The organism is Aphanizomenon sp. UHCC 0183 (genome assembly GCF_009712065.1).
GTDB classification, from domain to species: domain Bacteria; phylum Cyanobacteriota; class Cyanobacteriia; order Cyanobacteriales; family Nostocaceae; genus Dolichospermum; species Dolichospermum heterosporum.
On record NZ_VILC01000005.1, the window covers coordinates 23,861 to 38,931 of the forward strand.

Genomic DNA, 15,071 nt, shown 5'->3' on the forward strand with positions numbered 1-15,071 from the left:
TCCTTGGTAATTAGCGGGCAAGATGCCCGCACCACAAGAAACTTTTGGGGATTTTTTTAATTGGAAGTCCCTTAAGTAGATAAACCGGAAAAAACTGAAATATGTAACAAAAAGTAAAGTTGCCCAAAACCTCTTCCTTCTTCCTGATTGTGCTAAAAATATGGTTAATTATGGATGTCACCATTAAAACCCTGCTCGTTTAAAAATTTATGGTTAATTCTAGTCTTGTTGCCACACTCTATGTTAATCCTGTGACAGGAAACGATGCTAATACTGGTTCTCGTTCTGATCCCCTCAAAACCATTACCCGCGCCCTTAAACAAGCGAAAACATCAACAATTATTCAGTTAGCCAGTGGAACTTACAGCACAGCCAATGGTGAAGTATTTCCCTTAGTCATTGCACCGGGAGTATTAGTAGTAGGAAATGAAGCAAATAAAGGTCAGGAAACGATTATTGCCGGCAGTGGGGAATATCAAAGCTCTAGTTTTGGAATACAGAATATTACATTACTCTTACTAGGTGATGCTAGTCTTTTAGGTATGACAGTGATGAATCCTGCCGCTAAAGGGACTGGGGCGTGGATTGAATCATCAATACCGACTGTAGCTAATAGTACATTTAAGGACTGTACCAGAGAAGGCATCTTCATTACCGGCAATAGCAAACCGGGGATTGTGGATAATTTATTTATTAATAACAAAGTCTGTGGGTTGGTCATAGCCAAGAATAGCAAAGGAGAAGTGCTGCGGAATGTATTTCAAAATAATGCTTTAGGCATAGCCATTAGTGACTTTGCCGCCCCTTTAGTCGCCAATAACCAACTTTTAGCCAATGGGACAGCGATCGCCCTATCTCGTGATGCTAAACCAGTATTACGGCGAAATCTGATCACCAGCAATACCCAAGGCGGTCTGTTAATCGCCGGTAATGCCACTCCCGATTTAGGCAGTCCCCAAGACCCAGCCGACAACATTTTTCGAGAACAGGGTAAATTCGATTTACAAAATGTCACAGATCAAAAAATTATCTCCGTCGGTAATCAATTAAGTGTTCCCCAGGTAATTGGGGCGATAGATTTCATCGCTGCTACCGCTGATACCCCCAGTCAAATTGGAGTTAGCAGTAGATTTGCTGATTTAGAAGGAAATTGGGCGGCAGCCTTCGTCGAAGCCTTAGTCAGTAAAGATATTATTAACGGGTTTCCCGACGGCACTTTTCAACCAGCCACACCTGTTAACCGCGCCCAATACGCAGCTTTAATCACCAAAACATTCCAACTACCAGAAAGTAATCAACTAGATAAATTCAAAGATGTCAAATCCGACTTTTGGGCTGCCAAAGCCATAGCCAGTGCGTCCGATAGAGGCTTTTTGAAAGGCTTTCCCGATGGTACATTTCGACCCGGAAATAACATCACCAAAATTCAAGCAATAGTCTCCATTGTCAACGGTTTAAACTTGAGTGGTGGTAATCCTAACGTCTTAATGGTATACCGCGATCGCGCCCAAATTCCCAGCTATGCTACCAATGCCACCACCGTAGCTACGCAAAAACTATTAGTCGTCAATTATCCCCAACCAGATCAATTAGAACCACTGCGGGAAATTACCCGCGCGGAAATCGCAGTCCTAATTTATCAGGCATTAGTCGCCACCGGTCAAGAAAATCCCCTACCCTCCGCCTATATTGTCAAACCAGAGACAGAGATTCCCTCTTTTTCCGATATTGTTGGTCATTGGGCAGAACCATTTATTCGGGCATTAGTTAGTATGAACTTAACCCAGGGTTTTGCTGATGGCACATACCAACCAGATCAAGCCATGAGCCGCGCTCAATATACAGCTTTAATTGCTGCCGCCTTTAATCCCCCAGCCAAACGTCCGTCCCCAGAATTTACAGATATAGCCAAGGATTTTTGGGCAGCTAACGCCATTGAAATCGCAGCCAGAGGCGGTTTTGTGGGCGGATTTAGCGATCGCACCTTCCGTCCTACCCAAAACGTCCAACGGCTGCAAGTCATCGTCTCCCTAGTCAACGGACTGGGACTTGTGGCAAGTGATCAAAAAACCTTAACCTACATTGACCAAGAGAAAATTCCCGAATACGCCCGCACAGCCGTTACCATCGCCACCCAGCAAAAAATTATTCTTAATTATCCCGACCCCAATTTACTAGCACCAACCAGAGAAGCCACCCGTGCCGAAGTTGCTGCAATGGTGTATCAGGCATTAGTCACCAGTCAACGCACAAAAGTTATTAACTCACCTTATATTGTTTTGCATATCAGCAATTGACAAGTAGAATGGAAAACACTGCCTATGACTTTTGCTGCTGGTGAAAAAAAACACTAATGTAGCCAAAAGTACGTTAGACTAGATGCGATGGGTGCAATGTTTATACCTATTGCCTATAACTCACAGCCCATGTTAACAACAGCCCCGGTCACTCAAACTTTCGCACCTCCTGCGGAACTAGCAGCTAAGTTATTAACTCACTACAGCTTTGATCTCAACGGATACAATGCCAGTGAGTTGATTAACCAATGGCAATCTGAATATCCCCTGCATTGGTTACACTTAGCAGTTATCGAAGCTTTGTATCAAGGTCGTTATAAAGCCGTATCTGTACAGCAAATCTTGAACTTTTGGCGACGAAAGGGCGAGACAACCTACCATTTCAATATGGAATTTGAGCGCATGATTTGTAGCAAATTCCCTGAACGTCTCACTTCTGGGTCTCTACAAGTTTTACCACCCACTAAACAGGAAATCAGGATGGAAGAATATAAAAATCTTCGTTTATTACCTGCTCCAGTGAGTTATAAGTATCAAATAAATAAGAATTTACAGCCAATAGAAGAAAACCGAGACTATGCTCCAAAAAGCCTAGCCCCAGTGCCTTCTTTTGGGCAATTAACCGGAAATATCAGACAAAAGCAAGTTATTGAGGAAATTTCACCCCCACCCGCCCAACAGTTAATGCTCACAGCAACAGCCAATCATCCTCCTATTGGTCAGTTTATGCCCCAAAAGAGCGATCGCACCGAATCCTTCACCTCCAAACTCAAATCCATGACCAGTGAAAGATTGGAGTTGGCATTTTAGTCAGTTGTCAGTTGTCAGTTGTCAGTTGTCAGTTGTCAGTTGTCAGTGGTCAGTGGTCAGTTGTTACCCATTACCCATTACCCATTACCCATTACCCATTACCCATTACCCATTACTTCACAGTCTCAACCACTGATTTTAACCCTTTGCTATTAAAGAGGTTTACTGCTTTAGCGGCACTTTCTTGACTATTGAAAATTCCCACCTGCATCACCCTACGACCTTGCCAAACCTTGGGAAAAGCATCATTAACTAGAGAAACGACTAAATTCTCTTGCTGCTTATTGGCAACCATCACTAACACCCGGTAACTGACATTTTGACCAGTAGCCGTAGGCATTTCGGGGTTTGATACAATAGCTGCTTGAGGGGCGACAAATTCAATAGCGCCCGAATCAAGTTGGGTATAATTAAACCGAGGGGAATCCGCTAAATTATTGGGTAATGATGGTAATTGATTGGGATTGGCAACAGGTTGAACTTTTAAGGGTGTTACCGTTCTTTGAGGGGGAGTAAAAGTGATAGGTTTGCGGACTGAACTTGGTGTTAATGAAGGATTAGTACCAGAAATTCTGTCTGTAGATGCGGTTGTACCTTTCAAATCCACTTTACCGCTGATGCGATCGCTAACCAAATTATTTCCAGCCGCAGAAATTACCAACTTAGCAGCTTTGGCATTGATGTCAAGACGACCATTATTGCGAAAGATATTCTTGCCTGGGTCATAACTACTACCTAAATCTGGTTTAGCTTGGGCAATTACGACTAGACCATCTTCTCTGTTATTTTGAATAAAATTATTCCTTAACATCGGTGTAGCATTGGCTTGGATAATAATCCCTGATCTATTATTCTGAATTTGGTTAGCTACCACCACCGGAGACGCATTTTGGGCAATATTAATCCCAAAACCAGTTTCTTGAAAGATATTTTCCCTGATTTCGGGGCGAGCATTCCCAGAAATAGTTATGCCATTAGCACCATTGCGAACAAAAACATTTTTACTTACACTGGGTGTGCCATCACCAGCGATCGCAATTCCATCTTGGGTATTATTAGTAAAGGTACTTTCCCGAACTACAATGTTACTGGATTCAATCCATAGTCCATAACCACGAGGATTGGTATTAGTAACGGTGACACCACTCAAACTAGCTTGGTTAGCACCAACAATAGCCACATTTTGACCACCAAACTTGCGACTGAGAAATTCGCCACCACCAGTAATTGTCACAGTTTGGCCTTTATTGTTAATATTGCCCTGAATGGCTATACCTGGTTTCAAAATTAAAGGAAATACTTCTCCACTTTGGGCGCTATATGTACCAGAAGAGAGGATAATTACACTATTGGATGGTGATGCTTCCAAGGCTTGGCTAATTGTCCGCCAAGGTGCGCTGATACTACCATTACCTGTTTTGTCATTTCCTGTACTGGGGTTGACAAATGACTGGTTAATCTGAGAAATTGTTTTTTCACCTTGAAGTATTTGTTCGCCGACCGTCGGAACTTGAGCAAATACACTACTTACACTTGTCATCAAGAGTATTGTACTCGTCACTCCTAAACCAACTGTTAAACTCAGAATTGAGCAACTCAGGGAGTTATGCAGGGTGTTCACAGATTTTTGGGGGATTATCATTGTTTCTAAAACTCCTCTGAAACTTATAGTAACAACACTGAAAGTCTATTTGGATCTGAGACTGGATATCAACAGCTATCTGGCAACTGCTATACAATCAATTTTTATACTATTTATATAGTAGTATGTCCATGATGTTACTTATATCTTGACAAATTGACCGCGATTAGTTAGCAAATATTTAATAATCAAAATATTAAAATATGAATCAAGCTGGCTATTACTATAAAAACATTAAAAATGAGGTTTTGTAATGGTTTCAGCCCATAGTCACACACAACAAACTGTTTATCGCATTTTAGATGCTAATTTGGATCGCGCTCGTGAGGGTTTGCGAATTATTGAAGAATGGTGTCGGTTTGGTTTAAATAATGCCCAGTTTTCAGGTATATGTAAACACTTGCGCCAAGAGTTGGGCACTTGGCATACGGCAGAAATCCGCGCAGCCCGCGATACACCGGGTGATGCAGGAACAGATTTAACTCACCCCCAAGAGGAACAACGGGCTGATATTACATCGCTATTACAGGCTAATTTTTGCCGTGTGCAAGAAGCATTGCGTGTATTAGAAGAATATGGCAAACTTTATCATGGAAATATGGGGATAGCTTGTAAACAAATGCGTTATCAGGTTTATACCCTAGAAAGTAATTTGATGGGTTATCAGCGTCATCAGTTATTATGGCGATCGCATTTATATCTAGTAACATCTCCCACAGATAACTTATTCGCCATTGCCGAAGCGGCTCTTCAAGGTGGTTTAACTCTGTTACAGTATCGGGAAAAGACTGCTGATGATTTAGTCCGCCTAGAACGGGCGACAAGACTGCGGGAATTATGTCACCATTACGGTGCTTTATTCATTATTAATGATCGGGTGGATTTGGCTTTGGCTGTGGACGCTGATGGTGTCCATTTGGGACAACAGGATATGCCCATTGCTATAGCGCGTCAATTACTAGGAACTCAGCGTATTATCGGACGCTCTACCACAAATCCTCAAGAAATGCAAGGGGCAATTGCCGAAGGTGCGGATTATATTGGTGTGGGACCTGTGTATGAAACACCGACGAAAGCGGGTAAAGCCGCAGCAGGTTTAGAGTATGTGAAATATGTATCCCAAAATTGTCAAATTCCCTGGTTTGCGATTGGGGGAATAGATATGAGTAATTTGAATGATGTGATGAATGCAGGAGCGCAACGGGTAGCTGTAGTGCGATCGCTTATCGAATCAGATCAACCTACATTGTCAACTCAGTATTTTCTTTCGCAACTGCACCGAATTAAATAAATCAATAGAACCCCGACGATTAGAAATTGCGGCTATACAAACAAATTCCGCCTTCGTGGACTGGTTCTGAAACCCACGAAGGTGGGTTTTGCCTGTGTAGCTGCGAATTCCATTCGCTGTAGTGCTACGATCATATTTTCCTTGCACCTCATTTACCTTTCATACCTCTTCATGCGTTTGGGTTTTAGGTTTATATGGCTAACGCCACGCTATGCTATCAGCAAACCCTAAATAAAACTTGTATAAAAAAAGGAATACTATTAAGATATAATTGTCTTTGAGGATCACTCACCTAAAAAATTGAACTTCAAACCATGAAAATAAAAGTCATTATTCACAAAGAAGAAGCAGGTTATTGGGCAGAAGTTCCTGCTATTCCCGGTTGTGCTACTCAAGGTGATACTTTTGAAGAATTACTACAAAATATATATGAAGCCGTTGAAGGTTGTTTACTCGTTGATGTTGATTCATTAGAACTTGATGAATCTGCTCAAATATTAGAAATTGCCGTATGAAATCAATTTCAGGGAAAAATTTTGCTAAAGTATTAGAGTCTCACGGATGGCAACTTCTCCGCATTAATGGTAGCCATCATATCTACGGTAAATCCGATAATCCAGCCCGAATTTCTGTTCCTATTCATGGGAATCAATCACTAAAAACTGGACTATTACGGCATTTTCTAAAAGTGGCTAATCTCAGTGAAGATGATATTTAATATTCTAAGTAATGTAAGTTGCTAGTTAGGTAAATTGTCAGAAATGGCTAACGCCACGCTGCGCTATCAGGGTATCCAGGATTAAAGGATGAACAGGATGAAACCAGAGCTTTTATTATCAATTACCTATTACCAATTACCAGCCTTAACGAGATAACTAGCAACTTGAGTTAAGTAGGGCTTGCTGAAAAAGTTGTCTGTGAGGGCTAGAAGTATGGCTAACGCCACGCTGCGCTATCAGAAGGTAGGGGCGCAGGCCCTGCGCCCATTCGGGAGTATTGACAATTGGTGATACAATCCCTATTTTATCCTGTTTATCCTGGACATCCTGATTCTGACTACATTATTATTTTTATAAGTCCTAAATTCAAAATTTCTCGCAGCTTTATGTCAAATCAAATTAATCTCCAAGTCAACGGAGAAACGCGCAATTGTGTATCCCCAACTGCTTTACCAGAATTACTGCAACAGTTGGGTTTTAATCTTCGCTTAATCGCAGTAGAATACAACGGTGAAATCTTACATCGTCAATTTTGGACGGAAACCCACATCAAAAATGGCGATCGCTTGGAAGTAGTCACAATAGTTGGTGGTGGTTAATTCAACAAGCAGGAATAGATTCAGGACTATATAACCAGCAATGATAGGTTTTCCGTATTTTAAGGATTACAAATCGGCATATTCTCAGCTAATTAGTTCTTATTTGCGGGACACTCAATATTACAAAACAAAGTGCATAATGTGACAGACAAAAAATTGTTATGGGTAGGAATTGGTTGTCAAAAGGGAGTTTCTCAGAACCTAATTAATACTGCAATTAAACAAGTTTTTCAAGAATACCAACTTATATATAGTGAAATATCTGGAATTGCAACTATTGATAAAAAAGCCTCAGAAATTGGTTTAGTAGAATTTTGTAACTCAGAACAGTTACTTTTGAAAGTCTTTAGTGCTGAACTTTTAAATAGTGTCCTTGTTCCCCATCCTAATCATAGTATTACTAAGTTTGTGGAAACATCTAGCGTAGCTGAGGCTTCGGCTATGCTTGCAGTCTCGAAAATCACATCTGCGAAAATAATATTATTAGTTCCTAAACAGATTTTTCGATTATCAGGGGAAATAGGAGCAGTCACAGTAGCTGTGGCTAAAAGTGATTAGAGACTAAATATTTAGTCAAGCATATTAACTATTTGATTAATAATACCAGAGACAATTGATAAAACAATTGAACCTAAAAAAGCAGGAATAAAACCCCGAATTTCAAAACCATAACCGGGAGTTATCGCACTAGCAAACCATAGAGTTAAACCATTAATTACAAGGGTAAATAAACCTAAAGTTATTAAGGTGATGGGAAATGCTAAAATCTGCAAAATTGGCCGGACAATGGCATTTACTAAACCAATGACAACAGCGGCAATTAAGGCAGCAGTAAAACTCGTGAGAATAATTCCCGGGACAATTTTAGAGGTAATTAACAATGCTACCGCAGTACCAAGCCAAGTTAAAATAAAGTGCTTCATAGTTTAATGTTAAGTAGGTTGGCGTTGAAAATTGTCGTTATGGCAAGGCAAAAGGCAAGAGGCAAGAGGGTTTGGGCGATTTTACGTTTCTTTACACAGTTTGTTTTTATTGTGTTCACCTACTTATTGGGAAGTGCGTTTTAAGAAAACTTTCCATGTACCACCACCGACTACACCGTCAGGTTTTAAGCCATAACGAACTTGTGCAGCTTTAACTGCGGTTTCTGTGGATAGTCCGAAATATCCGTCTATTTTACCATTTAAGAACCCCAAGTTTTGTAGTTGTTTTTGCAATTTAATCACTTCTGTACCACTCATGGGTAAACGCAAAATTGGCCATCCTTCGTCAGTATATTGGATACCGGGCATTTGTTGATGGGGAGGAGTGGGTTGAATGCTGGTATTTTGTGGATTTTTGGTGGTTGGGCGTTTGGTAATTTGTGGTTTTGTAACTCTTACCGGTTGGGTGGGAACAGTTGTAAAACTACTGGCAGGTTTGGCTGTGGTAGCGGTAATAGTTGATGGGCTGGGAAATAGTTTTTGCCATGTGATATTATCTACATTACCAGTGGGGTTTAAACCGGCAGCTTGTTGAAATTGGGCAACAGCAATAACTGTACTTTGTTGATATTTACCATCTACAGCGCCCGCATAAAATCCTAAAAGCTTTAAAGCGGCTTGAAGTTCGGTAACTCCTTCACCTTGACTACCCATGTTCAGGGACGGACGATTAATTTTAATGTCTGTGTTAACTTGGACAATTTTGAGTGGTGTGGCTGTGGAAATGAACCCAGTAGAAGTAATTAAGGCGGGTGTTGTGGTTAACAAGATTAAGCAATACCAATGATTTGCGCTCATGTTGGGAATACTAGCTATCAAAGTATTTTTCATACAACTTTTGTATAATTTTCTGATGCTGATCTTACACCTATTGCGATCGCTTTGTTAGTTGTTAATTTTTTGGGGTTCTTTTTAGGAACTACGGTCAGAAACGGTAAGTTCTACCGAGATTGCCTGTGGAGCGGGCAAACAAGATTGGAAGTCATTCTAAGACCGCGATGAAGCAGGAAATAAACACTAAGATTATTGCTGTCCAGATGTGTCTAGACTTTGGTAATTTTGGGTAAGTTTTATAGAACGGATGAAGATCAAACATCACCGCATATTTCCAGGATTTTACTAGGTTGGGTTTTCTTGTGTCAACCCAACCTAGTAGTTCGTCAAATTTATTTTGACGGGTAATGATCGGAAAAAACTTCTGTTCTTCCCTCCCCTGCCCCCCCTGCCTCTCTTCTCCCCCTGCTTGCCTTCACCCGTCATTTTCGGGTTGACAGACTACTAGTAAATTTAAGGTTTCACAAAATAGCTGTCTGAATAGCTTCTTCTGGTCCAACTAAAGATAGGTATGGTGTTTGCAAATATTTACAAGCGGATGTAATTGCTTCCGTTGCAGTGACATTATTAATTAATTCGGGAAATTGTTGATCAAATTCAATCCCTAAACCCAAAATTTCATACCAACCATATATTTGAGCAATATGTCCATTAGTTTGTTTACCCAAAGCATATTGACCAATGATTTTATTTTTAGCAGTTTGTAATGCTTCTGCTGACAATTCGGTGCTACACAATAGTTCTACTTCCTGGCGAAGTCCATTAAAAGCAACTTTGGTATTTTCCGGTGCAGTGCCAATATAAACTACAAAGGCAGCGGGAAAAAGTCGAGTTGAATAAATAGCAGATACGTCATAAGCTAAACCTTGCTTTTCCCGTAATTCTACAAATAAACGACTAGAAAGACCATTGCCTAAATAGGTAGCAAGTAACTTGAGGGCTGCATATTCTGGGTTAGTTACTGATGGTCCTAAATAACCCAGCATGATAATTGATTGTTGTGTATTTAAGGGTTTGAGGCAAGGTTTAGGTGATACAGTAATTGGTGGTAAATTCAGGGTAGGTTGGGCGGAATTTGGTATTTCCCAATCACCAAAAATCTTTGTTACTAATTTCTCAGCTTCTGCTGGGGTAATGCGTCCAGCAATGCTAATGACAATATTATCAGGACGGAAATGAGTTTGGTGATATTCTACTAAGTCAGACCGGGTAATGCTGCTCATCGTTGTTTCATCACCTAAAACTGACATAGAATAGGGATGATTTGGGTACATTACCTGACGCAATTGTTCAAAAGCCAGACCAAAAGGTTGCTCTTTTTGGGAACGAATATCTTGGATTGCTAACCGCTTTTCTAGTTCTACCTGATTTTCAGGAAAAGTAGGCGATCGCAATAATTGTCCAGCTAATGATAAAATGTCAATAAAATCAGCAGTGACAGTTTTCAAAGATAGCAAAAAATAGTCTGTAGCCGCATCTGTGCTTAAACTAGCTCCCACAGATTCAACTTTTTCGGCAATTTCTAAACTCGATAAACCATCACATCCCTTTGTCATCACCGCTGACAACAAATGAGCTAACCCTGCTTTTTCTCGCTGTTCATGACAACTACCAGCGCGAATAAAAATCCGTCCAGCAATAATATCAGCAGCTTGATTTTCTGATACTAACAAAACAATGCCATTACTTAATACGGTGCGATGAATCAGAGAGCGACTATTAATAGTTTGCATTTTCAGTTAATAATTAACAAGGTTTGAGCATGGTGACCGCATAATTAGCTGATGAAAGATACTGTTGAGCTAATTTTTGCAGTTCTTGAGGATTGAAAGACTGGATTTCTTGAGGATAGGTAACAGCTAATTCAGCGTTAGCAATAGTATGATAATAACCATAAAAATTAGTTAGCTGATTTGGTGTTTCCGTAGAAAAGGCATAATCATTACATAAAAACCTTTGAATACGATTTAGTTCTGACGTGCTAATTTCTTCATCTTGTAATTCTTGTAAATGATCACAAATCAAATCCTCAACTCGTTCTAGATATTCTGATTCTAACCAAGCCGTAATTGTCAATAAACTTGATTCTTGTTGGAGAGAAAAATTGCAGCAAATGTCTTGAACAAGTTGCTTTTCTTCCCGCAAATCAGATACTAACCGAGAAATTCTCCCTTCTCCTAACAACGCTGATAATAATTCTAAACCATGAACAGCCCGAATTTCTTCTACTCCCGGTACTTTCCACGCCATCATTAACCGCGCTTGTTCTATTCTGGGTAAGATTAACTCATGACGACGAATTCCGTTAATTAGCGGCGCTGGAACTTTGGTAAATTGGGGACAATTATCCCGTTGCGGAAAATCTACAAATGTCCGGTTTACCAAGTCCCTCGCAGCTTTTTCACCAATTCCCCCCACCACAACCACAGTCATATTTTCTGGTTGGTAATAACTGCGATAAAAACAGCGCATAGCTTCGGGGGAATGCTGCATTAATTCTTCCTCAGTTCCCAATACAGAACGTCCGTAAGGATGCTGTTGGTAAACATTTTTGGCAAGAGATTGAAAACCAACCCAGTCAGGATCATCATTGTAAGAACGGATTTCTTCTAGCACCACATCCCGTTCTCTGATAAATTCATCGTCAGGAATGGCTGCATTCAGGAGTAATTCTCCTAAATGTGGTAGAGTATGCTCTAGGTAATTAGCAGCGGTTGTAATGGAATAATGGGCGTAATCGTGGCTTGTTGCGGCATTACTCACCCCGCCAATTTTTTCGATGTGATAATCAAATTCTCCGGGAAGCAGGTTTGATGTCCCTTTGAAAATCATGTGTTCTAGAAAATGTGCCATTCCAAACCAAGGTTCTGGTTCTAGGTTAGTTCCCGCACGCACCCAAACGTCAGCTACCACTACGGGTGTAGTGGATATCTCTTGGTGAATGAGTGTTAAACCATTATCTAGTTTGACAACAGAACCGGGAAACACATTGTTAGTTAGTTGTTTTGACAATTTTTATAGGTTTAACCATAATTTAATTTTGTTATTCTAACCTTGATTTTCAGGTCTTATACCAATTTTATGCGAGGCTGCACATAATAATCACCCGTATTTATCTGCGTTTATCTGCGTTTATCTGCGGTCAATAATTCCTGAAATCTTATTCTATGTAGCTTTATTTTAGTGAAAATCCGACAAAACTAAGGAATGTGAATTAAATAAGGTGCAAAAGTAGGGTGTGTTAGCGACAGCGTAACGCACCATTCCAGGTTACATCAGAATTGCAGGTTATTACAGCAAATTGTCATCAAACCCGGAACAAGAACCCCACCCCCAACCCCCTCCCCGCAAGCGATGAGGGGGCTAAGATGTACCTCATAAGATTGGAAATTGCTGTAAATTTGCGTTCCTAAGAACGAACCGCAGAGGACACAGAGAAATCATGGTTTGAGAGGTTCTTTGCTTCAGTCCTAAATTTGATGATCTGGACGTTCCAGGGAACGTCTCTACATTATTTATCACCAAATGTCTCATTTAAACGGCTAAATTTTCCGTTTTCCAAGTTGCCAAATCTGCCAAGGATCTATCCCGATAACGTCCATATTTTTCCGGTTTGCTTTTTATTTTTACACCCAAATCTGGAACAATACCAAAGTTAGGAGCCATCGGTTGAAAATGCTTTGGTGCGGCGGATCTGATAAACTCAAATAATGCCCCCATCATGGTTGTAATAGGTAAAATTAGGGGTTCTTTTCCTAAAGCTAATCTAGCAGCATTTGTTCCCGCTAACCAACCTCCAGCAGATGCAGCAGTATAACCTTCTGTTCCTATTAATTGTCCCGCAGCCAATAACGTTGGACGTTCTTTAAATTGTAAACTTGCAGACATCAACTGTGGTGCATTTAAAAAAGTATTGCGGTGCATGACTCCTAATCTGACAAACTCGGCTTTTTCTAAACCGGGAATCATTTGAAATACTCTTTTTTGTTCACCCCAACGTAAATTAGTTTGAAAACCTACCATATTCCAAAGTTGACCGGCTTTATCTTCTTGTCGTAATTGAATTACCGCATAATTACGTTCTCCATTGCGAGGATCAGATAAACCCACTGGTTTGAGCGGTCCATAACGCATGGTATCTTCTCCCCGTCTTGCCATTTCTTCAATTGGTAAACAAGCTTCAAAAAATTTCGCTGTTTCTTTTTCAAAGTCTTTTAATTCTGTTTGTTCCGCTTGACAAAGTGCTTCTCGAAATTGTAAATACTGCTCTTTATTCATCGGACAATTTAGATAAGCTGCCTCACCTTTGTCATAGCGAGAAGCCATAAAAGCAATATCTTTATTGATAGAATCTCCCGTAATAATGGGACTCGCAGCATCAAAAAAGTTGAGATATTCCATCCCCGTAAATCGCTGTAAATCTGCGCCTAAATCGGGACTGGTTAAAGGACCAGAAGCTAAAACAACAATACCTTCAGGAATTGCGGTAACTTCCCCGCGACGGAAATCAATTAAAGGGTGATTTGCTAAGGTTTGGGTTAGATCTTCCCCAAATTGTCCTCTGTCTACCGCTAAAGCCCCACCAGCGGGGACTGCGTGTTCATCTGCTTTGGAAATGACAATAGAACCGAGTTGGCGTAATTCTTCGTGTAAGAGACCGGCAGCGCGATCGCTCGCCATAGCCCCGAAAGAGTTACTACAGACCAATTCTGCCAAATTTTCGGTATGATGGGCAGGACTGAAGCGTTTAGGGCGCATCTCGTGGAGAATCACAGGCACGCCGGCTTGGGCTATTTGCCATGCTGCTTCTGTTCCTGCGAGTCCGCCGCCAATTACTTGTATCGGTTGTTGTGTCATAGCTGTTTTTTATACTATCAATCATTAGAAGGATGCCAACCACTTATTACCCACCGTTTACGAGCAAATATAATCACTGGGTTGTTCATGCGTAGCCTAATTATTGTAGCGCGACCGATAGCAGTTATACCTTCCACTCTTGTACCGTCAGGACTCCAGGTAAAATGTTCTGACCATTTCTGTTTGCGAGGGTGAAAAAGTGATCTTGTTTCGCCAGTTAAAGGATCTATAGACTCAGTTAAGATCCCATTTATCAGCAGGGTCTGAGGGCTGTGATGCTTGTCTAACAATCTCTTTATCTCCTTTGTCACCCCTCAATGCTTGGTGTTAGCGGAGCAGCGCGTTAGCGCGGGTAAAGTTGTTGGACTCCTTATCCAAATAATAGGAATTATTGTCCTGGTTAGCGATAGCGAAGCGCTCCGCAGGAATCGCACCTTCCCCCCTATCATACCCCAATTCAGCAACGCCCTAATTCCAATAATAGCCCAGGATTTTCCCAATGAGAAATTGCTTGTACTGCAATACGCACATCTTCGTCTCTATATTTATCTAGCCATGCCCATAAAAAAGCTTTGTGACCTCCACTGAAACGGCTACGCAGATTTTGTGCTTTACCAATGTAAAGTAATCCTTCAGTTTTGTGTCTAATAGCGTAAATGCCAGGACTTCGAGATATGTTATCAAACCTGCGGTTTAAGGGTTGACATTGCTCAAAGGAAGTAAAAGCTATTGCATCTAATAAGTAATTGGACAAAAATATTTACAGTCATTGCGAGCGAAGGGAAGCAATCACAACCCTTGGAATTGCTTCATTTCACTTCGTTCCATATGGCTAACGCCACGCTGCGCTTACGCAATGAGATTGTGTAATTAATTCTGTATCACTACTTATTACTTGAGCCTGAATTTTTAGATCAGATTCTTTTGCGGACATAAAAACAATTAGGGTAATTCCACAAGAATTATTCCACAGTTTAACGTTAGTTACGAAAGTAAAAAATGATAAAATCTTGTTTCAATTATCTTCAGTTTTTAGGGA

The 15,071-nt window shown here is 40.7% G+C and carries 15 protein-coding genes; 7 read left to right on the forward strand and 8 right to left on the reverse strand.

The genetic code is table 11. The features are described from left to right. Positions 1-209 precede the first annotated feature (209 nt). Both FJR37_RS02475 and FJR37_RS02480 read left to right on the forward strand, forming a co-directional pair. The gene (locus tag FJR37_RS02475; protein ID WP_039203890.1) at positions 210-2,297 is read left to right on the forward strand and encodes an S-layer homology domain-containing protein; all 2,088 of its coding nucleotides are present in this window, start codon (positions 210-212) and stop codon (positions 2,295-2,297) included. A 96-nt stretch (positions 2,298-2,393) separates the two neighbouring features. Beyond that, positions 2,394-3,107 carry a hypothetical protein gene (locus tag FJR37_RS02480; protein WP_235335324.1) on the forward strand — a complete coding sequence of 238 codons (714 nt, stop codon included), beginning with the start codon at positions 2,394-2,396 and terminating at the stop codon, positions 3,105-3,107. Between the two features lie 112 nt (positions 3,108-3,219). On the opposite strand, the gene FJR37_RS02485 is transcribed toward FJR37_RS02480, so the two are convergent. Continuing rightward, positions 3,220-4,749 (reverse strand): DUF1565 domain-containing protein, encoded by a 1,530-nt coding sequence (locus tag FJR37_RS02485; RefSeq protein ID WP_039203892.1) that lies wholly within the window; start codon positions 4,747-4,749, stop codon positions 3,220-3,222. Between the two features lie 253 nt (positions 4,750-5,002). On the opposite strand from FJR37_RS02485, the gene FJR37_RS02490 reads away from it, so the two are divergent. From FJR37_RS02490 to FJR37_RS02510, 5 genes are all read left to right on the forward strand, one after another. Next, positions 5,003-6,040 (forward strand): thiamine phosphate synthase, encoded by a 1,038-nt coding sequence (locus FJR37_RS02490; RefSeq protein WP_168465206.1) that lies wholly within the window; start codon positions 5,003-5,005, stop codon positions 6,038-6,040. Between the two features lie 314 nt (positions 6,041-6,354). After that, entirely contained in the window at positions 6,355-6,555 is a 201-nt protein-coding gene (locus tag FJR37_RS02495; protein ID WP_027404435.1) for a type II toxin-antitoxin system HicB family antitoxin, read from the forward strand. Next, positions 6,552-6,758 (forward strand): type II toxin-antitoxin system HicA family toxin, encoded by a 207-nt coding sequence (locus tag FJR37_RS02500; protein ID WP_039203894.1) that lies wholly within the window; start codon positions 6,552-6,554, stop codon positions 6,756-6,758. Before FJR37_RS02495 ends, FJR37_RS02500 begins: the two co-directional genes overlap by 4 nt. 387 nt (positions 6,759-7,145) lie before the next feature. Further along, complete coding sequence (gene thiS, locus FJR37_RS02505; protein ID WP_039203927.1) at positions 7,146-7,358, forward strand: sulfur carrier protein ThiS; 213 nt, start codon at positions 7,146-7,148, stop codon at positions 7,356-7,358. 141 nt (positions 7,359-7,499) lie between these two features. After that, on the forward strand, positions 7,500-7,916 hold the full coding sequence (locus tag FJR37_RS02510) for a cobalamin biosynthesis protein (protein ID WP_235335326.1): 417 nt from the start codon (positions 7,500-7,502) through the stop codon (positions 7,914-7,916). A gap of 11 nt (positions 7,917-7,927) precedes the next feature. On the opposite strand, the gene FJR37_RS02515 is transcribed toward FJR37_RS02510, so the two are convergent. The 7 genes from FJR37_RS02515 to FJR37_RS02545 all read right to left on the reverse strand — a co-directional run bounded on the left by FJR37_RS02515 (position 7,928) and on the right by FJR37_RS02545 (position 14,786). Beyond that, on the reverse strand, positions 7,928-8,281 hold the full coding sequence (locus FJR37_RS02515) for a phage holin family protein (protein WP_027404431.1): 354 nt from the start codon (positions 8,279-8,281) through the stop codon (positions 7,928-7,930). Between the two features lie 123 nt (positions 8,282-8,404). Beyond that, positions 8,405-9,172 (reverse strand): peptidoglycan-binding protein, encoded by a 768-nt coding sequence (locus FJR37_RS02520; protein ID WP_168465207.1) that lies wholly within the window; start codon positions 9,170-9,172, stop codon positions 8,405-8,407. Between the two features lie 464 nt (positions 9,173-9,636). Further along, a complete protein-coding gene (locus FJR37_RS02525; RefSeq protein ID WP_039203898.1) occupies positions 9,637-10,908 on the reverse strand; it encodes a pitrilysin family protein in 1,272 nt (423 codons plus the stop codon). A gap of 13 nt (positions 10,909-10,921) precedes the next feature. Then, a complete protein-coding gene (locus tag FJR37_RS02530) occupies positions 10,922-12,163 on the reverse strand; it encodes a pitrilysin family protein (protein WP_039203900.1) in 1,242 nt (413 codons plus the stop codon). 546 nt (positions 12,164-12,709) lie between these two features. Next, on the reverse strand, positions 12,710-14,032 hold the full coding sequence (gene trmFO, locus FJR37_RS02535) for an FADH(2)-oxidizing methylenetetrahydrofolate--tRNA-(uracil(54)-C(5))-methyltransferase TrmFO (protein ID WP_039203901.1): 1,323 nt from the start codon (positions 14,030-14,032) through the stop codon (positions 12,710-12,712). Positions 14,033-14,049: 17 nt separating this feature from the next. After that, positions 14,050-14,322, reverse strand: a complete 273-nt coding sequence (locus FJR37_RS02540) for a hypothetical protein (RefSeq protein ID WP_235335329.1) — start codon at positions 14,320-14,322, stop codon at positions 14,050-14,052. Between the two features lie 167 nt (positions 14,323-14,489). After that, a complete protein-coding gene (locus FJR37_RS02545) occupies positions 14,490-14,786 on the reverse strand; it encodes a GIY-YIG nuclease family protein (RefSeq protein WP_217355162.1) in 297 nt (98 codons plus the stop codon). Positions 14,787-15,071: the final 285 nt, after the last annotated feature.